Origin of the sequence: Methanosarcina sp. DH1, from assembly GCF_020804205.1 — an archaeon.
In the GTDB taxonomy this organism is placed as follows: domain Archaea; phylum Halobacteriota; class Methanosarcinia; order Methanosarcinales; family Methanosarcinaceae; genus Methanosarcina; species Methanosarcina vacuolata.
Genome location: NZ_WJBJ01000016.1, coordinates 45,817 through 66,957 on the forward strand (window position 1 = coordinate 45,817; position 21,141 = coordinate 66,957).

A 21,141-nucleotide genomic window follows, 5' to 3' on the forward strand; every position below is an offset into this window, starting at 1 on the left:
GTTTAATTTAGTGTAATTAGTTTTTCATATTATATTTGGTTTCCGCTTCTTTTTTCCAGAAGCTTCAACGAAATTTTCGTTAACATTTGCAGTGTTTCATTTCCTGCTATTAATTTACACGCGGTTTTAAAACTTGGCAGATGCTGCTTTTACTCATCGATCCCATTCTAAAACCGATCAGATTTGCATATAATTAAGAATTTTAAAATCGGTTTCCTAATAGGAAGATCAATTGACCATTAAAAATTAGAAATTCAAGGACATAGTTCTGAGTTTTACGTAGTTCTAAGTTTTACGTAGTTCTAAGTTTTACGTAGTTCTGAGTTTTGGGATGAACTCACAATATCTGCTTTGTAATACACATTCCAATTTTTGATTGTATTATTTCAAAATCACAAAAGTATAATTATTGTTGTAATTTATTAGCAAAATAGACAATATAAAGTTAATATTGCTTTATTTTTAGGGTTTTCTGAATTTTAGGTATAATATAATGTCAATTGTAAAGTATACTTTTTTACATTTCAAAGCATTGAGTCCTAAAAAGTAAATATTTCCTGCACTGAATAATCACTGAGTATAATTAAAATAATACGAACTAAAGTAATACAAACTAAAGTAATATAAATCAAAGTAATACAAAATAAAGTAATACGAACTAAAGTAATATACATACCATCGATAATATATTTAAAAAACATTTAGATGTATAAGTACCAGAAATAGCTTTTTTGGTGCTTAAGAAGAGGCCGGAGAAGGGAAATCATAATGGGGAAATGATTACAATGGAAAAAGAAAGAATTTCTTATCACGAATCTGTTCTGGATATGTACGAGCGGATAAAAAAAGATGGGATGACAAATGTCTGGGACCGCTACGAAGCCCAGGGTATGGGAGGAAATCCGGACAAAAGATGTGCTTTCTGTATGGGAGGAGTACGCTGCGACCTGTGTTCCAACGGCCCATGCCGTTCGGATGCTGCGAAAGACAAAAGAGGAGTATGCGGAATCACTGCCGATGGCATGGCGATGCGGATGATGCTTCTCAGAAATGTGATGGGAGCTTCTACTTACCATTATCATACGGACCAGACTATCAGGACTTTGAAGGAAACTGCCAGAGGCAACACTCCTTATACGATAAGAGAACCTGAAAAATTAAGGACGTTTGCAAGCCGGCTGGGGCTCAAAACCGAAGGGTCTGACTCAGAAGTTGCTCTTCGCCTCTGTGAGTTTGTAGAAAAGGAGTTTAACAAACCTGCCTACGAACCGAGCCAGATTGTTGAGTTCCTCGCCCCTCCCGAAAGAAAAGAAAAGTGGAGAGCGCTGGACATATTTCCAGGCGGAATCTACGGGGAGATGATGCTTTCCACAAGCTCCTGCCTGACAAATGTGGATGGGTATTATGCGAGCCTGGCACTAAAAGCCATGCGTCTGGGAATTGCAATGGGATACCAGAGCCAGATTATAAACGAATATTGCCAGGACATCCTTTTTGGAATTCCCAGTCCCCATACTATGAGGGTAGACCTTGGTGTACTTGATCCCGAGTATGTGAATGTGCTCCCTAATGGACACGAACCATTTATCGGCTTTGCCATGGTCCAGCTTGCCCGAAAACCGGAATGGCAGGAGAAAGCAAAAACTACAGGGGCAAAGGGCCTGAGGGTTATTGCCAGCATTGAAACAGGGCAGGAAATGATCCAGAGATGGGAGGAAGATAATGCTTTCTACGGATTTACCGGCAACTGGATTTCCCAGGAAGCGGTATTTGCAAGCGGAAGTGTGGATCTCTTTGCAGCAGATATGAACTGTTCTCTTCCTGTTGCTCCCCTTTATGCCGAGAAATACAATTTTAAACTCATGCCTGTGAGTGAGCTTGTGGCCTTCGAAGGCATAGGGGAACGCTTGAATTATAATCCCACCGAAGCCGAAAAGCAGGCAGCACAACTCCTGGATATGGCGATTGAAAATTTCAAAAAACGAAAAAGCTCGATAGAATCCGTTTCAAAGCTCCCTATAAAAGAAGCCGTGGTAGGCTTTTCAAATGAGAGCATCCTTGCAGCGCTTGGAGGCAGCTTTGATCCTCTCCTTGATGCTATAAAAAACGGAGCAATTAAAGGAATTGTGGGGATGGTGTCCTGTACTACCTTAAGGGACTACGGTCAGGATGTACACAGCGTTGCTGTAGTAAAAGAGCTGATCAAAAGAAATATCCTTGTTCTGTCCCTTGGTTGCGGAAACGGGGCCATGCAGGTGGCAGGTCTCTGTACCCCTGAAGCCAGAGAATTTGCAGGAGATAGTTTAAAATCCGTATGCAAAGCCCTGGGCATCCCACCAGTACTCAGCTTTGGAACCTGTACTGACACGGGCAGGCTTGCCGACCTCCTCGGAGCCATCTCCGGAGCTCTCGGAGGAGTTCCAGTTCCTGACCTTCCGGTTGCGGCTGCAGCCCCTGAGTATATGGAACAAAAAGCCACAATAGATGCGATCTTTGCTCTGGCCCTCGGGCTCTATACTTATGTGAATCCGGTCCCAACAGTCACAGGCGCCCCGAATCTGGTCAAACTGCTTACCGAAGACTGCCGGGAAGTTACAGGCGGGGTCATGAATGTGGAAAAAGATGCAATAAAAGCTGTTGATGGGATAGAACAACATATCATGGAAAAGAGAAAAAAGCTTGGGATCTAAGCATGGAATATAAGCTTGGAGTTTGAAAACCAGAGAATAACAGATTTCTAAGAAGAATAGGTCTAATAAGAAGAATAAATCTAATAAGAAGAGAGCCGAAAAATACGGATTTATCTGCCCTCTTTTACATTTTATTATTAAATAGGATAGACCAGAAACTGAGAAATCTAAGACCAAATCAAAGATTAAATTAAAGCTTTATTGATTCTCCTGGTTTCATGATAATGACTTTTGTATCGACTTTTGCCTCAACTGCTCTTTTAAACTCTTCAGGGTCCTGTTTTATTACGTCAAATGTGCTATAGTGCATAGGAATTACAATTTTGGGCTGAATTAATTCTACGGCTTTTGTAGCTTCTTTTATCCCCATTGTAAATTTGTCGCCTATGGGCAGAAGGGCCAGTTCAGGTTCATAGAGTTCACCTATGAGTTTCATGTCCCCGAAAACCCCAGTGTCTCCGGCGTGGTAGATGGAATGTCCGTTGATTTGTATAATGAAACCTGCCGGGGAGCCACCATCGAAACTAAAACCCGAGGCATCGATTGAAGAGGAATGGAGCGCTTCGGTCATGGTCAGCTTTATGCCTTCTACATTTACTGTACCGCCCTTGCCCATACCCTCTGCAAAAACTCCTTTTGATTTGATATAGTTTGCAACCTCGTGAACGGAGATTATCCGGCATCCAACCCGTTTTCCGATTTCGATTGTATCTCCAAGGTGATCGCGGTGTCCGTGAGTCACAGCTATTATGTCGGGGTTCAGTTCTTCAGGGCTGCACGGAGACAGTGGGTTCCCTGAAATAAACGGATCTATCAACAATTTCTTATCAGCTTCGAACAAAAAAGCCGAATGCCCGAGCCAGGTAATCATTACGCCAGCCATCTTTTTGCCTCAAAAGTATTACTTTTATTAAAATAATTAAATGTTGTCAAGAAATTAAGTTGTCAGTAATTTAGCTATCAGTGAATAATTTAGCTATCAGTAAGTAATTTAGAATTTAGCTATCAGTAAGTAACTTAGAATTTAGCTATCAGTGAGTAATTTAGCTATCAGTATTTTCGCAATCAATAATTTAATTTTCGATAATTCTTGACTGGCCATGAAATATTAACAATAGAGAATGAAAGATAAAGCAAAGATAAAGCAAAGATAAAGCAAAGATAAAGCAAAGATAAAGCAAAGATAAAGCAAAGATAAAGCAAAAATAGAGAATTGTACTTAGGATCATGTTAATATGCTTCTTCTGTCAAACGGAGGAAAAATGAAAATCGGTCTGGTAATTCATGGTCCCGAAGTGATTGATTCGGGAGAGGCTAAAAGAGTTTTTGAAAAATTTTCCTGTGTGGGCAAAGTCGAAGCGAGGCTTGGCGGAACAATGGGAAAAGTAGCTGTCCTTGATGCCGGACTTGAAAACATTATAGACATAAGTCAGCACCAGAAGCCAAGTGTCTGCATTGAATCGCTTTTCGAAACATCAGACCTTGTATGCCTCCTGAACCGGGGAAAAACCATTGAAACCGGGAAGGCATTTGGAGAAATGGTCGCTGCCCGGCTTCGAGAGCCGGAGATAAAACCTCTTATCCAGATCGAAAGCCCGGAAAGTACCGATGGAATTCTGATACCTCTTAATAAAAAAGCCGGAGAATACGGAGAATATCTTGAGAAGCTTTCTGAAATCCTGGGGCTTCCTGTGGAAAGTCCTTTGCCCCTTCAGAGTTCGAGAGTTCAAAATTATGTTTTTGTAGAAAAGTGCCCGGCAACAGGCAAAATCCAGGTTATACGCAAGCTTTCAGGCGTTTTTCCCGGAGAAAATATTCTGGTAAACGGAACCGTGATTGGAAAAGCCTTTTCTTCCAGAGTAAGCATAATCTCCGAAAACGGATTTATTGTCGCAATCGAAGGGGGAGAAATAAAAGAGCATGGGCTCGAAAAACTTCATAATTATGAAAAAAGAGACCCTGTTGACCTTGCAAAAGCCTGGGTAAAAAGCGGCGGCCTGAGAAGAAGCAATTTCTCTCCCCTGCAAGCCCGGAAACCAAACGTGTGCGGCAGAGCGTCGGGTTTATCTTCCAGACCAGCCGCAGGAAGAGTCGTACTTATAGACCATGCTGCAGAAGATACTTTTGAGCTGGTTGACGATGCCGAACTTGTAGTTACCGTGGGAGATGACACCACAACAATAGCAGGTGACATTCTCTCCAGGCTTGGAATTCCCATTCTCGGGATTACGGATGGAGATTGTGACAGGCTTGCTTGCCAAACGGCCATTTTTCCAGGTTCTATTGTGCTCAGGCTGGCAGCGGGAAACGATGACATTTTGGGTAAAAAACTGAAGCAGGAACTTCTAGGGGGAGAAAACTCTGCGGTTTTGGGAGATATATACGCTTTTAAAGAAGATGTGATTAAACTTGCCGAGCCCTTGATTGAAGCTGTTTTTGAATATTGAGAAGTCCGTCATCGCAGAAAGTTTTCGGAAGCTTCTAAAAACAAATATACGGATAACTCCAGAGCGTTCTCAAAAGTCTCTATAGCTTCCTCAAGCCTGCCGGCGGCATCAAGAGTTTCACCCTTTGTCATCAGTGGTCAGTGAATAAGAGCCGGCGCTTTTGCTTATTCCACAAGTTTTTTGGCTTTTTAGACTTTTTCAAAAGCTTGTGAGTAATTTTCATTCTCAATAAGGTTAGGGATAGACTCCAGAATTCGCATAGCAGAATCTATCGCCTGTCTGGACATAGAAACTAAAAGCTGACTATTCTCTTCCTTCTCTCCCCACATCCACCAGCCTCTCATTTGAGGTCAGAATCTCGACTCCGAGTTCGCTGAAATCTTTGTCATGGGTTACGAAAACCATATTTTTTGCTCGGCAGATCTGGGCAAAGAGAAGGTCGTTAAAATCGTATTTTCCCTGTTCGAACATGTCCATGACTTCAGGAAGGTCTATAGCTTCCATTTCGGGATCGCACGCGAGGGTACTTTTGAGAATCTTTCTTACATTGTAAGCTATGTCCTGAGCGATTACCCTGAAGGGCAGAGAATTTCGAAATTCCTTGAACCTCGTAAATTCGGTCTGCTGCTTGAACTCGATTCTGGCGAAGGTGTTTATGAATTCTGAAATTATCATGCAATTTATATAGATCGTGCCGTCGGAATTCATTATTTCTTTCAAAGCCTTTGAATAGGCGTCCGACCGCTGGTCAGGCCAGCCGATTGGGCCATAGATATACAACCAGATGTTGGTGTCAAAGAAATATTTTTTGCCTTCTGGAAAACTATATTTCTCTATGGAATGTACCTTTACAGGAGCAGGTTTTGCGGGTCTTGGCCCTCCGGCGCGAAGCCTTGGGCGGCGCCTCACCGGAAAAACAGTTGCTTGGTGAACGCTCTTACGCATCTTCTCCTCCAAGTACATCTTTCAGCGCCTTTCTGCAGGCATACGCATGTTCAAAATAAGTTTTCGCCCGCTCGATTACTCTCTTAAGGATGATCTCATCTTCTTCGGAGATATCCATGAATAAGAGGTTGCTCTCAATCTGCTCTGCAGGAAAACAGCCATAAAGCTGCCCTATTGCCGAATTCAAAAAGGTAGGCGTAAGCTCATTCACGTATGCAAAAGAGAGGTCGATTTTCTTATTTTCACAGAGCGCAGCCTTAATAATCTCATAAACTTTCTGTCCGTCACAGGCGGCAACGCAGCAGTTTTCCCCGGCAGTTTCAAAAACATTGATCTTTACTCTTTCTTCCGTAAGTATCCCCATATGCTTATACTCACAATGGTTTAAAAAGATCAGGGTCTGACCCATGTTTCACTCTTGAGACACAGGCTTCGTGTTCAGAAATATTAAGTTAAAGTCTGCTTTTAGCTGGCCTTTTTAAAGAAGAGCCAGCCTTTTTCGCCTTTTCCGTACTTTGTCCGTATTAAAACATAAATCCCTTTCAATTCTTCTCCTTCAAGTGCCACTACAATTTCCTTTTCCTCACGTTTCAAAAGCTCAAAAGTCCCCTTATCCCACATCTCAACCTTGCCGGCTCCGTACTCCCCTTTCGGGATTTCTCCCTCAAAATCGGCATATGCCAGCGGATGGTCTTCAGTCTCGATAGCAAGCCGTCTGATGCCTGCCTCCTTCGGGGGCTCCTTTGGCACAGCCCAGCTTTTCAAAACTCCATCCATTTCCAGGCGGAAATCATAATGAAGCTTACGCGCATCATGGCGCTGAACCACAAAAATCGGTTTGTCGGAGATTTGTTTAAAATCACTGGTCGGCGGTTCAGGAGTCTTTTGAAAGTGTCTTTTCTTTTCATATTCTTCAAGCATGGAGGATCAATAGAAAATATGGTTTCAAACGGATTTCAAGCTTATTTTCTGCTCCTGGCCAGAGCATAGTCCGAATACATTTTCAAAAACTCTTTATCAGTTTGCAGGATCACGGTTTCAAATATCGCTACATGGATTTTTCTTCTCTGGCAATGTCAAGCAATGTCAAGCAGAACTTTACGAATTTCTTCGCTTTTTGCCAGATTTGCCATTTGCTCATAAATGTTGATACCATCCAGCTCTGCAATCATGGTAACTCTAAGGATCTCTTTGTCAAGGTATTCTGATCTGGTTTTTTCAAGGATTACAAATGCTTCCGAAAGCAGGTTTCTGCCCTTCCTTAAAGTGCCCCTATAAAGTGTCTATATAAAGTGTGGACGGAAAAAAATAATGTTTCTTTCTACCGGAAATTACAGCCTCAATAAAGTAGTTTGTAAAAATTAAATGAATGAAATTAAAATGAGAGAAGTGAAACTAGATGAGAAACTAAACATAACATTGTAATTATTTATACGGATTAATATGTTTTTATCAAGGAGAATATGAAATTAATTTGTTAGATTGCAATCGATATTTAGCTTTTGTGAAGAAAAAAATAGTTCATAAAATATAATAAAAAATTATACTCAGTTAGAAAAGAACTTATAGACTAATCTCATAAATAGTTTCATATATCAGTTACAAAATAATGATAAAGATATATATTCCGGCAAGCTCCAAAAAAGCTGATACAGGCTCGCCAGGAAACGATCTCACCGAGGCTAAAGATCTTGAAAAGAATAAAACATTCCCTGCTTAAAAAAATAAAATCTTTTCTGCTTGTGTTTATGGTTTTGATTTTGTGCCTGCCAGGCAGCCTGGGGTTTGCCGCCGGAAATACCGAAGAACCTGAAACGCTGCAAAACTTCACACCTTCTGCTGATTCAGTGGTTGAACCCGTAATCAAAACAGCCCCCATGAACCCCGAGTTTCTGGAAGACCAGCAGACTGACTCAATTGAAGCTTTTTCTTTTGTGGGCAGTTACGAACAGCTTTCAAATAAGGGGTATAAACCCTCACCTGTAGACCTGTCAGAAATTGCAAGTTCTGAAGGAAGACTTTTACTGGGAGCTTCAGGTTCAGACCTTCCGGCTGTTTACGACCTACGCAAGGAGGGAAAAGTAACATCAGTAAAGAACCAGGGAAAAGATGGAAGCTGCTGGGCTTTTTCAAGTATTGCTTCCCTTGAATCTTACCTCCTGGGAACAGAAGGAAAAAGCTATGACTTTTCCGAAAACAACATGAAAAACCTTGTCTCAAAGAACTATTCGCAGGGATTTGATCTTACTACTGATGACGGTGGCAATGCATTCATATCAACAGCATACCTTTCTCGCTGGAGCGGGCCTGTAAATGAATCTGAGGATCCTTATGATGATTCATCTTCTTATTCACCCACAGGGCTTTCTGTACAGAAACATGTGCAAGAAGCACTTTTCCTGCCCGACAGGACAGAATCCCTGGATAACGAGGTTATCAAGAATGCAATTCTGGAGTACGGAGCTGTGTACACCACAATATACTGGAACTCCGGATATTATCAGCAAAGAAACTATGCTTATCGATACCCAGGAAGCCTGTCTGTCAATCATGCTGTAGCCATTGTGGGCTGGAATGATTCTTTTGACAGGAATTCCTTTACGCAGATCCCTCCAGGAAACGGGGCTTTTATAGTGAAAAATAGCTGGGGCGACACCTGGGGAGAGGAAGGGTACTTTTATATTTCCTACTATGACACAAAACTCGGATACAACGAAAACGCCGTGTTCACATCTGAAAGTCAGAACAATTATGACAACGTCTACCAGTATGACCCTCTTGGATGGACAGTATCAAAAGAATATGAAGGAAGCCTTGTTGCCTGGGGCGGCAATGTTTTCTCCTCTGGAAGGGACGAAACCCTCAAGGCCATAGGATTCTATACTACGGACCTTAATACAGCTTACGAGATATACATATATAAAAATCCTGTTTCCGGGCCTGTGAATTCTGGACAGGGGTACCTTGTACAGGAAAGCGGCAGATACTCTTTCCCAGGATACCATACACATGTGCTGAATTCGGCAGTTCCAGTACATGCCGGAGAGAGATTTTCAATAGTTATAAGATTCGCTAATCCTTCAGCTTCAGGTCCTCTTGCAGCCGAACAACCTGTAGCCCGTTACAGCAGCAAAGCCCAGGCCAATGCCGGAGAAAGTTATGTGAGCCCTAATGGAGTCACATGGGAAGACATATCAAGCAATTCGGAAGCAAACCTCTGCATTAAAGCTTTCACAACCAGTGCGCTCCTTGAAGCTGACTTTTCTTCAAACGTCACAACAGGAATGTATCCTCTTACAGTCCAGTTCACAGACCTTTCCAGTAATGCCCTTTACTGGAAGTGGGATCTAAACGGAGATGGGAAAATCGACTCAACAGCCCAGAACCCGATATATACCTACGGGTCTTATGGAAATTATGCTGTTTCTCTGACTATCGGTAACAGTAACGGATCTGACACCGAAACTAAAACCGGTTATATAAAAGTGGTCCCCCTTTCAATTAACTCAGCCAACCCCGTGGAGAATGTAACAACCTACAAAGGAGAGAAACAGGAATTCAGTATCAGTACAAACTATGCCTGCGATATAAGCTGGTACCTTAATGGAGAAAGTAAAGGTTCCGAATCCAGCGTCAAGGATAGCTCATACACGGAGACCATCCGCTCTCCAGGCTTTTATAATGTCACAGCAATTGCCAGAACAGGAGACGAAAAAATTGCACGGAGCTGGAACTGGACAGTCCTCGCATGGAATCCCTGGGATAGCTCGGATTCCCAGGAAGGGGAAAATATAAGCACCGAAGAGCTGCAGGAAGCTATCCATATCTATCGCAGTGGCATGCAGATCCCTGAAACCGGAGCAGAACTCACGGACGAGAGGCTTAAAGAACTGATACAGCTCTGGCGGGAAGGCTCAGGAAATTGATGGTTACCGCGATAATAAATGGCAAATATAGAGTGACATGCAGGAAAGTTAATTTTCCCGTACCTTCAAGGATCAACTGTTATTTAACTGATGAAATTTAGACTGAACTTTCAAAGATGTGGGTTGAATGGGCCTCTTGCTAGTAAAAATGTATCGTGCCTAACATTTATAATTGGAAAACTGGTCTTACTAATTATGAAAAAAGATAGTCCATATGTTTGAATGTGATTTACTCTATTATTTTTGGCCTATTGTTAGAGAAAAGGAACCAGCAATCTCTGGATTTATCAGCGATATTAGCAGGGAGTTCAGAGATAAATATAGGACGTACGCACTTGAGGAACAAAATCAATTACGACAAAGACTGTGGATTAAAGTCACGTTTTAGACAGTTGCAGGTCTGATGCTGTTGATTTTTCAGTCCAACTGCGTAAGTCCTAAAATATTTACACTTTATAATGGAATTGGAGTCCAATTGCTCCAGTATCCAGACGATGTCCAGACGCGACCATCAGAACCGATAGCAAAAATATCTATGCCGTCTTTACCCTTCGCCACTGCTGATACCTGGGTGCCTGGTGCAACTTGGAAATTTTCGTCTCCTATGTAACTCCATCCTTTCCATTCCTGTCCTCGCCACCAAGCAGTCCAAACACGGTTATCCTCTCCTACAACAAATATATCAAGGCTGTTTGAGTCACGTGACAAAGCCGCTACCTGTGAGCCGGGTCTGGCTTTACCCTGCTGGATCTGCCACCATCCGTGCCACCAATCGCTAAAACTCGTGTTATAAGCTGCCGAGTAAATCCCCCCATCTGCACCTACTACAAATATATCTAACCAACCGGGAGCTCTACTGACTGCACTGACCGGTGCACCTACTGGAACCTGAAGATCATAGATCTGCCACCAGCCTGCCCATTCCCAATTCGTTTGTGATCCCCATGCTGCTGTCCAAACATGCCCATCTAAACCAGCAACAAAAACGTCCAGATGATCTGGGCCCATTGCTGCAGCCGACACTAATGAGCCAGGGAGACCTTTGCCGCCAGCAACTGGCCACCATCCTCTCCAAACTCCCATTTGATCGATGTTTTCATCCCATGCAGCAGTATAGATATTACCATCGTTTCCCACATGAAACGCATCCAAAAGATTTGGTGCCCTGGAAACTGCTCCTATTTGAGTCCCAATAACACTTTGGCCACCAGCAACAGACCACCAACCTTGCCATGAAGTACCATACCACCCTGCGTGATAAATTTGACCGTCAAACCCCACATTTAATACATCTAATTTATTAGGGCCTCTAGTTACAGCTGTTATTGGTGAATCTCCTGAAGTATTCCCGTTGCAAATTTGCCACCAGCCATGCCAGGCTTCACCTGTTTTATGAGCTGCTGTCTTAACAACACTTGCGTTATCAACCATGAAAATATCAACAATGTCGGGCTGTCGTGAAGCAGCCGTGATAATGTTAGACGTTCCCCAGGATAACTCCCAGTTGAAATTCATCCAATACTTTCCACCGGCGCCTTTCCACCAGGCACTAATTACAGGGCTAACAGGACTCCCGCTGTAAAAACTATTATAAAATCCGATTGTTGTCCCAATAGTTACTGGTTTGAATATGTGACCTGTTGCCCAATTTTTGTACCACTCCCAAACTTGATCAAGAACATAACCAACCAAATATCCCACAGCAGCCCCGATGAGCCCACCAATCAATGTTCCAATACCAGGAATAGCTGTACCGATAGCTGCACCTATTGAGGCACCATAGATTGCCGTTATCGCCTGTATAGCATAATCTTTCACTTTTTGCCATATCTGCTGAACATATTCCCAAAGACCTCCGACATCTTTCTTCGATGGCACAAGTGTAGCAAAGAATTCTCTTGGCCATCCTTTTCCGTTTAAACTTAAATTTGCCAGCTCGGTGGAAAAAGGTCGGTTGGTCCCACTATCATATTTTCCGAGGTTAAAAACTCCAAAAGTAGCTGTATCGCCTAAGGGACCAATGGTCAAGCCTGCTAGATGCATTTCGTCGCTTCCTAAGGAAGTCAAGCCAGTCTCCTCTTCACAGTATACATTGGTCAAAAGTAACTTCAGAGATGATGGACTTTGATGAGGTACAAATCCTCGATCACGGATAATACGACCAGGGTTTTGAGCTTTTAAGGCATGGTTTAGCTCTGATATCGAAATTTTCTTAATAAAGTTAGGATTGATAGCCATGACCTGTGATTCTATGGATCTTGCCGCTTTAAAATCAACTTTAGTCAAAACAGTATTAGAATGTATGGCATCATAGGGTTTTGTTTGTATATCTGCCATAACTTTCTTTATTGTTGCTTTTTGTTCTGCGTCCGGGAGACTCTTAAAATATTTCAAGAACAAATTCTCGAACGCTTTTTGATCTCCCGGAAGCTTATAACTTCTGGGATCTGCTTGATTTGCAATTGCTTTTTTTATACCTAATTTCATCAAATCTGCTATGCTGTCTCCTATTTCGCGCAGTTTCGGGTCCTTTAATTCAGTCACCTGAAAAACTTCATTACTTACTCTAGCCATGTTCCTTTTCTCCCTTCAATTTAGATTGTAATGATGCATAGTTGTGTCCAATTAACTCATTTAATATAGCCTCATGAGAGCAATTTTCATGATAGTTTCTGTCGGTAAGTGCAAGAGCTGCTGCACCAGCTGCTATAACACAGGCAACAGATGATCCATTAGTACTCCGAACAGCATCTGCGTTAACAGGCGCAAATATTTTCCATCCGGGTGCCAATAGATCAAGTCTTGGCCACCTGCTGCAATCAGGAAGAATTTTGCCAGAATAGTCCGCTGCTCCTACTGCGATAGTTTTTGGATGGCAGGCTGGAAAACTTAAGGGCATTGGATGCCAATTGCCAGCCGCTGCAATGAATATTATACCATGTTCATACCCTTTTTCGATTAAGAGTTCTATTTTACTATGTCTTTTATTACACCCAAGAGGTATGGCTATGATATCAACATTCTTGGAAACGAGCCATCTTAATGCTCTTTCTATTGCACTAGGTTTGGCCACTCCATCAAGTCCAATGACATTCGCAATGAGGAGATGCGCTTCTGGTGTAATGCCTCGAATATATTGTTTTCCTTGCCCGATTAGAATGCTTGCCGAATGCGTTCCATGCTCTGTTATTGGGTTTATTTTTGGCACATGTTCAGCAAAATTACGTATTGAAAAGTTGGCTATATCCAGATCGGGAATTTGAGTGTTAACGCTTGATTCAATAAGACCAATATTTATTCCCTCACCTGTTGGATAATTTTCCAGTGAATACTGGAGGAGGGGTGCAGGTTGCTCTTTATTTGGAATTAAAGAGGCAAAGTAACGGATATATGAACAGGCATCTATCATGTGATCCCAATGTTGAATTTATAATGGATTATGATAATTGCGGATTAGATTACAAGATAACTTTAAATGTATCTTACTAGGATTACATACTCAAGTAAAAAAATAAAGAGTACATAAAAAAATGTAAAACCAATTACAGCATCCACTAAATATAAATTCAATCCAATCAATTTATGTTTTAATAGACTGATTTTTTTTGGTTAAACTATAGGATAGTACTTAAAACCTAGATTTATGAACTTTCTAACAGGTATATGGGAAGTCTACGACAAAACTATCGTACTTGGAAGTCGGTTCCTGGATAATAAGTACAAAAAATAAAAAAGTACAAATAATATCTTTTCATTTTTTTAAAATCGGTATGTTGTCATTATATATAATACTTATTCATGCGTCTTCTGTTAAGTGAGAAATCGTGACAAACTGTGTCCATTTCCACAACGTTTGCTAAATATTTTATTAAGTTGTGGACTGGAATAGGGCGTCGATTTCATGTAAACAGGCCAAAATTGAAAGCTGGTTTCTAATGCAAAATCAATAGCGTTCAGGCAAGAAAATTCCTTAACCGATGGTCAATGAATAATATTCTGAAATAGAGGGCTTTCCAGTAAAAAAAATTAGCCCAGATTTAGCTTTTTAGAAAATAGCCTGGACTTAAGAGATAGAAGTTTGTATGTTTGTAGTTAGCGAGGGGTTCAGAATAATGACTCTTCGTCATTCCCTGTGGATAAGACGATTTTCAATTCGAGACCGCATTGGTTTTTATGAAGACATTATGAGGATATCCACACAAAACAACGAAGAGCCTCCTTTTATTTTGTCATATTGCACAAAATGCCTTATTCAGCAATATTGAACTATAAAACTTATTTTGTAGAAAAAGTATCTTAAAGCAATTTATAATCTATTTCATGGATTTTTATGAAATGAATATTCTTAAAGAAGTTTTTGATCGTGCAATAACGCAAAAAGCTCTATTTATAGATCCAAAACATAATTAATAGTTATATATTTATGAAAATTGAAAAGATAAAACTTATTAAATGTCATTTTAATATATATATGTGATATTAATTAAGCTCTTATTATTTAATGTTATATTCAGTGGAATTCCATGGTGAAATTTTAAGTCATTAAATATAATTTTTTGATTAAATAACCAATTTTAGTCCATTATTTTGCATTTAAAGCATTTTCAGCAAATTTAATAAAACCTCTCTGTCATGTTTTTGAACCACAATATCGATATTGTAAGCCGGTTTTTAATTATTTTGGTATTTGTATATAAGGTTAAAAATACTTATTTTTGTCATAAAATTAGCTAACTTAGCTAAATATATTCTAAAATCTTGAGCAGAGATTCTTGAAAGGGCGTCCGAGATAGAGCTAATCAAAGACGAACCCTTGAAAGTTATGGATAATATGTTCGATGATATTGAGCAACAAATATTGGGAGAATATCCCGATCTAGAGCTAATCAAAGGCAAACAAGTGATAGTTACCGATAACATGAAGAGAGTTGCATGGTCTATCATGCCGCGTTGGCTGTTTGACGAAGTGATTCATGAGCTGTTCTCAAAGAATATCTCGGATTTCTTTTGGCCAAACCAGAATGAAATGTTCTTTGTGCCTAACATGCAGGAAGGTAATAATATTCGCAAATATACATCAGTTGGTCTGGCAAGGAAAATCGGAGCCGATCGCATAGCACAGTGTTTTACACTCACGTGCTGGGGTCCCGCATTTGACTTTCAGGCCATAGGAAGGATGATAGATGATATTACTGCTCTAAAACCTAAGACTGAAGAATTGGACGATAGATATGGGCGAAGCCTGCTACGAACCGTTGTCGGCGATCGATATGTAATTACCCATGCTGTAACGATAGAGCCCGCGTTTCCAACAGAGTACATCCGGCAGCTTGGCAGGCTCGGATATGAAGTTCATTATATAGATTCTGAACAGGAACAGCTTGAAGCTTTGAAAACACTTGCAGAGGCTAAAAATGAGGAGGTGTTTAAAGACACCCTCTATTAATTTTATATATTTATTCACAACCCTACGATTTTTAAAAACAACTTATTTCAGTTGAATACCCCGCTAGCTTGCTGGGGAGTGAGCCAGCGCAACTTTAACTCTATATATCTCCTTGATTTGCTTGAAACAGAAAACACAAACTTGAAAAATACAATTATTGGTCACAAATATTTAGCAAAGCCTGGTATAAGATTTCTTTTTGAAGAATACTCTCAAACAAAAAAAAGCAAGGAAAAAATTAATTGTATTGGTTCGCAGGACCTGGAGTTTTTCCAAGAACAGCTGAACAGTTAGTTTTAATTTACCTATACGGAGCCTGTGCAAAATTTTATAATTATTTAAAACAATTTTAAAAGCATGTAAACAATAAGTTCCAGTGTCATAACTTAATTTTGAACCCCTGTAATCGATGTTATATTTGTTATTATTTTTATATGTGTTTTATATTTAATTTATAAAAAATTTGGAAAATACCATGTCTCCTACATTACTATTCAAGAGTTTCACTGAATTAGGAATCCCTGAAATATACACAACGATTTTTATTATTATCTTGATATATTTATTTTTTAAAAATTTAGATAATAAAAGGTAAATCGGCACAAACGTAGGAATGCATCTTTTAAAGAATCTTGAATTATAATTACATAAAATTCACGTAGATTAAGCTTTAATAGACTGATCCTTTTTAAGTTCAAGAAGTAAATGGATTCCGTTATTGAATTGACGGACAACCTGTTTATCTTAAGGGTAGTTCACATGCCGGCATGTATTAGAGTGCAGACATTTATTAGAGTGCATATTCACGTGACAAATGGAAAACCTGTTCGTCGTTTGAGCGAATAAACCTCTACCATGTGGTGCGGATGATATCTCAGCTTAGCCTCTCGAAGTCCACTGACGCCAAGATCGCTTTCCCTATTGATGTATTCCACCTCACTGGCAAGAACCGCTGCAGTTTCGGCATTGATTACCTTGTATATTCCATCATACTCCGGAAGCCCTTTCTCAAAATGAATTATCGCCGTATTACTATCGAGGCGCTCAAAAAGAGAGACGGCACTTACCTGTAAACCGACCCTTATCAAAAGGCCTCGCAAGCGTAAATCGGTCAAGTGCTCGATCGCATAAAAGACAGCCTCTATCTCGTGGGCAAGAATGAAATTATCTTCGCAGTTTTTGCTCTCACACCACCTCACCAGGAACTCCATTATCTCTTTTTGGTTTTCTGGGGTTATCGGCTCGACCGAGTACTGGTAATTCTTCCGAAATTTGTTAATCTGGTTGCGGATCTTAAGATATTTCTTTCCAAGAAGCTCAGCAAGGTCGTGGGCCCTGTACACATACTCAAAATGGTTCAGATCCGGAATAAAAAGAAGGTCAGGATCGATTTTCTTCATCAATTTTGCAGTCTCGGGTTCAATGAGCATAAGGGGCTTATTATTGTCACCCATGTCCAGCGCCAGCCGTATTACTTCCCGCATGAGTTCAGGATCATGGGGACCTACAGGCGGGTGTAAGCGTGTCACCCCTGCGGCAGTGCATACAAGAATTACGTTCCCTCTCACGTATGCATACCTGTAATGCATGAAATGGTTCCAGCAGATTATGCTCGTGAAAGTGTTGTCGCTGTGGTTTTGCGGGTAGAGTGCGTAATGGTTCTCGAAAAAAGCCCGATCTGCAAGCGTGACCGGTTTGAAATCTTTTTTATCAAGCATTTTAAACAAGACTTTTTGGCTTCATACTTATTGCTTCATACTTATTTTTGTTGGATATCTAAGGCTAGCAAAAATTACATACATTAAGAGTTAATTCAAATAAACTTAGTCTATATACAGTTTCATAAATTCAGTTTTATAAACTCAGTTTCATAAAGTCAGTTTCATAAATTCTGTTTCATAAATTCTGTTTCATAAATTCTGTTTCATAAATTCTGTTTCATAAATTCTGTTTCATTAAACCTATGAAATTATCTATATCTATCGATTCAATAAAGGAATCAAAAAATGTCAGTGCGCAAAAAACTTACAAAAGAGGACATAAATCCCGCAGAGGAGGGAGTAAAACCCGGGTTGAAAATCCGCGCCGCAGAAATAGAAGATGTTACCCTGATTCTTAAGTTCGTCAAAGGCATTGCCAGGTTTGAAAACCTTTCCCACCTGGTCACAGCGACAGAAGAATCCCTGGCAGAAGCTATGTTTGGAAAAAGACCCTATGCTGAAGTTTTCTTTGCAGAACTGGACGGGGCTCCAGCCGGATTTACTGTCTTTTTCCACAACTTTTCTACTTTTTTAGGAAAGCCGGGGCTCTATATAGAGGATATATTTGTAAGACCCGAGTTCAGGAGAAAAGGGATTGGAAAAGCAATGTTTCTCCACTGTGTAAAGCTTGCAAAAGAAAGAAATTGCGGAAGAATGGAATGGGCAGTCCTTGACTGGAACCCTGCAAGGGAATTCTATGAATATCTTGGAGGAAGCCCTGCCGCTGGGTGGCAGATCTACCGTATGGACGAGGAAAAATTTGAAAGCGCGCTTGAAAAATAAATTTGAGGTAAAAATTCTCAACAGGACTAAAATCTGCTTTCAGATCACGGTTTTTTCATTGGGACCAGGGCTTTACGTTGTAGCCAGGTCTTTAGGTTGAACTAAGTTTTTAGGTTGAACTAAGTTTTGGAGTTGGATCTAGATCTTCATGACCGATCTAAGTTTTTATGTTATATCTTCCTGTTGAACAAAAGAATGGTGTTCAAGGCGTTCAATTCTCTTTTCAAGGTTATCTATTTGCTGAAAAAGTTTTTTTGAGACTTTTCCTCCCTCGTCCTGCTCAACGCCTGGACTATTTCCTCCGGTTTTCTCGGCAAGTTTTTGGGCAAGCTGCATAAACTTATCCAGTTTCATAACCGGAAACGTTTCGAATTTGCACAGCCCTATGAAAGGAAATACGGAAGCAGCGTATGTTTTTTCATCTTCAGTTTCATAAATTATAAACGTGCGATAGCCAGTAAGGTCAGTCCACTCGTCGATTACTTTTATGCCCTTCGGGTATTCATAATTTGCATAGAATTCCGCAACTTTCAGGGAGTCTTTAGGCTCCCAGGTTATTATATCCATGAGTAACATTTCCTCATACCCCTAATATCAAAACGTGGTTTGAATCCCATTTAATAGAAATCCTGTTCTACTAAACTCGAATCGACTTCAAAAATACATCTGGTAAAGTTAAGTATTGTTTCTCTTCAGATGGGCATATACTTTTAGGAATAAATGTTCAGCAAAACAGATCCGAAAAAGGCTTTTTATTTGTTAGCTAAAGCTCAAGCTGTCTCGAGTTAAAATATAAAGAAATTTTACAATTTTGTACCTGAATTGGACCTTAATAGAGCCTGAACAGAATTTTAATAAATGAAGATCTAAAAAATACCGTGTTTTCTGGATAATGATTCACTTTCTTAAAATCTGAACATAATTTTCGATATACACATCTTTAGGTACTGATCTAATTGCAATGTACAAAAGCACAGGGACAACTATCATATCATCAAGATAACCAATTACAGGTATGAAATCCGGTATTAAATCTATTGGTGATAAAGCATAGCCTATGGCAATCCATAATAGTATTTTTGCAGTTTTGGGAGTTCGAGGATCTACATATATAAGTTTACATAGTTCTATGTACTTTTTTGCATTATTCTTTATTTCTTTTAGTTTCAACATAACTAACATAAATACAGAACTGATTGTTTATAAATAATTATCTGTATTATTTAATATGTATATTCAGTAGTCTGTAAAAACAATACTCTGATCAGTGAATATTGAATAAAAGCGAACAAGTCTAACCTTACGAGTATTTTAAAAGAGGACTCTACAACTTCGAAGCAGGTGCATTCCAGGGAAGACTCTTATTTTGGGATTCAGGAATGTAAGGAATCTTCTTTTAGGAATGTAAGGAATGTAAGGAATCTTCGTCTAAGTCAGTCACTATAGTAATATTATTAGATTTGTCTAAACTGACCTTATAGATAAGAAAGTACAACTTTCGGAGACGAAATTCAGATAAATAGTTAGTTTAAAAATAAATGAGAGCGTTGTAAAAGCAACGACCATTTTCCATACAAGATTAATAATTTTGAGGAAAGTGTCTCCAAAAATTGGAGAAGTTTTTGGAAAGAAAAAAATTTTGCACTGAAATTTTTTTGGTTGCTAACCATAGCTACTTTTACGACTCTATTACTCGATTTTAGTTTAAATGCGCAAGTTATCAAATTTTATTGAGTAACTACTATGTGACTACTAGGTGACTACTATGTAAATATTAGGAGACTGCTAGGGGACTGCTAGGCGAACAATCTTAAATTCATAAACAAATTATACGCTAAAATCAAGCCGCAACAGCTTTTTTACACCAGGAAAAAGTGATTGTATCAAGCACTTTCTATGGCTGTTACAGGGTCAAGCTTTGCAGCTTTCCTTGCAGGGTAAATACCTGAGATTATGTTGATTATGAAAGCGAAGAAAGCAGCATATACGAAGTTGAGAGGTTCGACTTCAAGAGGAAGCGTCTGGAGCCCGAAATACATCTCCTGGGGGACTGCGATTTTATAACTCTGTAGAGTAATGGTTGCAATATAACCCAGAATAGTACCCAAAACCAGCCCAATAGCTCCAAGAATTACAGACTGGAAAAGAAAGACAATCATTATACTTTTTTGAGAGGCTCCCATAGCTTTTAAGATGCCTATTTCTCTGGTTCGCTGGGCAACAATGGTGATAAGTGTGTTTGCAATCCCGAACCCTGCAATCCCGTAAATAAGGAAGTAGAAAACGTTTACGAAAACCTTCTGAGTGTTTAGAAGATTAAGGATTTCTGCATTTGCTTCTATCCAGCTTACTGCGTTAAGCTCGGTTTCCCTTTCAATTGAGCCCGCTATAACGTCAGCCTGATACGGGTCTGCGACCCTGATCCCTATTGTACTTACAACTCCGGGTTCATTGAAAAAATCCTGCACCGAGTCCAGTCTTGCATAGGCTGTTACTTCATCTGCCTCAGTTCCTGTATGTATCAGACCTATAACCTTGAAAGAAGTTGTTTTTGAGCCCGGAAACACTGCATCTACCCGGTCCCCAGGCTGAACTCCAAGATTTTCCGCAAGCTTATCCCCAAGTATTATTCCGTGCCTTGTATGGGTAAGCGATAGAAAGCTCCCTTCTACTATGTCCCTGCTTACTCGCATAACCTTATCTTCAGCCTCAGGTTCAACCCCCTGAAGTGAAATACCTTCTGCATTATCCTTATATTCCAGAGCTGCCTGACCCAGATATTTCGGAGAAACCGCTATAACTCCTTCTTTCTCAAAAATCAGGGCCGAATTGTATTTGTAAAGATGAATGAACCCGTCTTTTTCATCCTGAGGATTGATAACAATATGGGGATTGTTCTCAGTGCTGGACTTTATAAGCTCTCCTTGAAAGCCTGAAAGCATTGCCATCATCACCGTAATTACGGCTACGGCAAGGGCAACTGCAAGTATGGCAAAAAAAGTTTGCCTTCTTCTGGAAAAAACTTGCCTTAATGCGATTTTCAATTCATACATATGAATTAGCTCCTGGAGATGATACATCTTAGGGTTCTTGGTCAGCAGGGAATCTCATAATTTCCAGAATATCCAATCTGTTGAAATAATT

The 21,141-nt window shown here is 40.0% G+C and carries 16 protein-coding genes and 1 pseudogene; 5 read left to right on the forward strand and 12 right to left on the reverse strand.

Going from position 1 to position 21,141, the window contains the following annotated elements; all coding sequences use genetic code 11:
• Positions 1-785 precede the first annotated feature (785 nt).
• The gene (gene cooS / locus FXW07_RS07640) at positions 786-2,690 is read left to right on the forward strand and encodes an anaerobic carbon-monoxide dehydrogenase catalytic subunit (protein WP_229394926.1); all 1,905 of its coding nucleotides are present in this window, start codon (positions 786-788) and stop codon (positions 2,688-2,690) included.
• Positions 2,691-2,880: 190 nt separating this feature from the next.
• On the opposite strand, the gene FXW07_RS07645 is transcribed toward cooS, so the two are convergent.
• Positions 2,881-3,573, reverse strand: coding sequence for a metal-dependent hydrolase (locus FXW07_RS07645; RefSeq protein WP_229394927.1), 693 nt, complete (start codon positions 3,571-3,573; stop codon positions 2,881-2,883).
• Positions 3,574-3,952: 379 nt separating this feature from the next.
• On the opposite strand from FXW07_RS07645, the gene FXW07_RS07650 reads away from it, so the two are divergent.
• A complete protein-coding gene (locus FXW07_RS07650) occupies positions 3,953-5,137 on the forward strand; it encodes a DUF2117 domain-containing protein (protein WP_229394928.1) in 1,185 nt (394 codons plus the stop codon).
• Positions 5,138-5,145: 8 nt separating this feature from the next.
• On the opposite strand, the gene FXW07_RS19250 is transcribed toward FXW07_RS07650, so the two are convergent.
• The 5 genes from FXW07_RS19250 to FXW07_RS07670 all read right to left on the reverse strand — a co-directional run bounded on the left by FXW07_RS19250 (position 5,146) and on the right by FXW07_RS07670 (position 7,003).
• Positions 5,146-5,268 (reverse strand): hypothetical protein, encoded by a 123-nt coding sequence (locus FXW07_RS19250; protein ID WP_255678939.1) that lies wholly within the window; start codon positions 5,266-5,268, stop codon positions 5,146-5,148.
• Positions 5,269-5,325: 57 nt separating this feature from the next.
• Complete coding sequence (locus FXW07_RS07655; protein WP_229394929.1) at positions 5,326-5,466, reverse strand: hypothetical protein; 141 nt, start codon at positions 5,464-5,466, stop codon at positions 5,326-5,328.
• Entirely contained in the window at positions 5,441-6,082 is a 642-nt protein-coding gene (locus tag FXW07_RS07660) for a PIN domain-containing protein (protein ID WP_229394930.1), read from the reverse strand. Before FXW07_RS07660 ends, FXW07_RS07655 begins: the two co-directional genes overlap by 26 nt.
• Positions 6,075-6,446 (reverse strand): STAS-like domain-containing protein, encoded by a 372-nt coding sequence (locus FXW07_RS07665; protein WP_229394931.1) that lies wholly within the window; start codon positions 6,444-6,446, stop codon positions 6,075-6,077. The genes FXW07_RS07660 and FXW07_RS07665 overlap by 8 nt, the downstream gene beginning before the upstream one ends.
• 101 nt (positions 6,447-6,547) lie before the next feature.
• Entirely contained in the window at positions 6,548-7,003 is a 456-nt protein-coding gene (locus tag FXW07_RS07670; protein WP_229394932.1) for a DNA polymerase ligase N-terminal domain-containing protein, read from the reverse strand.
• Between the two features lie 770 nt (positions 7,004-7,773).
• On the opposite strand from FXW07_RS07670, the gene FXW07_RS07675 reads away from it, so the two are divergent.
• Positions 7,774-10,008, forward strand: coding sequence for a lectin like domain-containing protein (locus FXW07_RS07675; protein WP_229394933.1), 2,235 nt, complete (start codon positions 7,774-7,776; stop codon positions 10,006-10,008).
• Positions 10,009-10,461: 453 nt separating this feature from the next.
• Here the strand turns inward: FXW07_RS07675 and FXW07_RS07680 are convergent, their stop codons facing one another.
• On the reverse strand, positions 10,462-12,075 hold the full coding sequence (locus tag FXW07_RS07680; RefSeq protein WP_229394934.1) for a glycine zipper domain-containing protein: 1,614 nt from the start codon (positions 12,073-12,075) through the stop codon (positions 10,462-10,464).
• A 499-nt stretch (positions 12,076-12,574) separates the two neighbouring features.
• Positions 12,575-13,417: a S8 family serine peptidase gene (locus tag FXW07_RS07685; protein ID WP_229394935.1), complete on the reverse strand. Its 843-nt coding sequence runs from the start codon at positions 13,415-13,417 to the stop codon at positions 12,575-12,577.
• A 1,533-nt stretch (positions 13,418-14,950) separates the two neighbouring features.
• Between FXW07_RS07685 and FXW07_RS07690 the strand changes: the two genes are divergently transcribed.
• Positions 14,951-15,454, forward strand: a complete 504-nt coding sequence (locus FXW07_RS07690; protein ID WP_229394936.1) for a hypothetical protein — start codon at positions 14,951-14,953, stop codon at positions 15,452-15,454.
• 803 nt (positions 15,455-16,257) lie between these two features.
• Here FXW07_RS07690 and FXW07_RS07695 read toward each other — a convergent pair.
• Positions 16,258-17,172 carry a phosphatidylglycerol lysyltransferase domain-containing protein gene (locus FXW07_RS07695; protein WP_229394937.1) on the reverse strand — a complete coding sequence of 305 codons (915 nt, stop codon included), beginning with the start codon at positions 17,170-17,172 and terminating at the stop codon, positions 16,258-16,260.
• 288 nt (positions 17,173-17,460) lie between these two features.
• On the opposite strand from FXW07_RS07695, the gene FXW07_RS07700 reads away from it, so the two are divergent.
• Positions 17,461-17,997: a GNAT family N-acetyltransferase gene (locus FXW07_RS07700; protein ID WP_229394938.1), complete on the forward strand. Its 537-nt coding sequence runs from the start codon at positions 17,461-17,463 to the stop codon at positions 17,995-17,997.
• Positions 17,998-18,162: 165 nt separating this feature from the next.
• Here the strand turns inward: FXW07_RS07700 and FXW07_RS07705 are convergent, their stop codons facing one another.
• The 3 genes and pseudogenes from FXW07_RS07705 to FXW07_RS07715 form a co-directional block, all read right to left on the reverse strand.
• Positions 18,163-18,573, reverse strand: a complete 411-nt coding sequence (locus FXW07_RS07705; RefSeq protein WP_229394939.1) for a DUF3303 family protein — start codon at positions 18,571-18,573, stop codon at positions 18,163-18,165.
• A 345-nt stretch (positions 18,574-18,918) separates the two neighbouring features.
• A pseudogene (locus tag FXW07_RS07710) lies at positions 18,919-19,101 on the reverse strand (DUF1232 domain-containing protein); the annotation flags it as partial.
• Between the two features lie 779 nt (positions 19,102-19,880).
• Positions 19,881-21,050 (reverse strand): ABC transporter permease, encoded by a 1,170-nt coding sequence (locus FXW07_RS07715; RefSeq protein ID WP_229394940.1) that lies wholly within the window; start codon positions 21,048-21,050, stop codon positions 19,881-19,883.
• Positions 21,051-21,141: the final 91 nt, after the last annotated feature.

Bases quoted from the DNA above. Each gene is read 5' to 3' on its own strand.
- FXW07_RS07700 (WP_229394938.1), top strand. From the start codon at position 17,461: ATGTCAGTGCGCAAAAAACTTACAAAAGAGGACATAAATCCCGCAGAG.
- FXW07_RS07695 (WP_229394937.1), bottom strand. From the start codon at position 17,172: ATGCTTGATAAAAAAGATTTCAAACCGGTCACGCTTGCAGATCGGGCT.
- FXW07_RS07660 (WP_229394930.1), bottom strand. From the start codon at position 6,082: ATGCGTAAGAGCGTTCACCAAGCAACTGTTTTTCCGGTGAGGCGCCGC.
- FXW07_RS07705 (WP_229394939.1), bottom strand. From the start codon at position 18,573: ATGTTACTCATGGATATAATAACCTGGGAGCCTAAAGACTCCCTGAAA.
- FXW07_RS07690 (WP_229394936.1), top strand. From the start codon at position 14,951: ATGCCGCGTTGGCTGTTTGACGAAGTGATTCATGAGCTGTTCTCAAAG.
- FXW07_RS19250 (WP_255678939.1), bottom strand. From the start codon at position 5,268: ATGACAAAGGGTGAAACTCTTGATGCCGCCGGCAGGCTTGAGGAAGCT.
- FXW07_RS07645 (WP_229394927.1), bottom strand. From the start codon at position 3,573: ATGGCTGGCGTAATGATTACCTGGCTCGGGCATTCGGCTTTTTTGTTC.
- FXW07_RS07715 (WP_229394940.1), bottom strand. From the start codon at position 21,050: ATGTATGAATTGAAAATCGCATTAAGGCAAGTTTTTTCCAGAAGAAGG.
- FXW07_RS07655 (WP_229394929.1), bottom strand. From the start codon at position 5,466: ATGTGGGGAGAGAAGGAAGAGAATAGTCAGCTTTTAGTTTCTATGTCC.
- FXW07_RS07685 (WP_229394935.1), bottom strand. From the start codon at position 13,417: ATGATAGATGCCTGTTCATATATCCGTTACTTTGCCTCTTTAATTCCA.
- FXW07_RS07650 (WP_229394928.1), top strand. From the start codon at position 3,953: ATGAAAATCGGTCTGGTAATTCATGGTCCCGAAGTGATTGATTCGGGA.
- cooS (WP_229394926.1), top strand. From the start codon at position 786: ATGGAAAAAGAAAGAATTTCTTATCACGAATCTGTTCTGGATATGTAC.
- FXW07_RS07665 (WP_229394931.1), bottom strand. From the start codon at position 6,446: ATGGGGATACTTACGGAAGAAAGAGTAAAGATCAATGTTTTTGAAACT.
- FXW07_RS07670 (WP_229394932.1), bottom strand. From the start codon at position 7,003: ATGCTTGAAGAATATGAAAAGAAAAGACACTTTCAAAAGACTCCTGAA.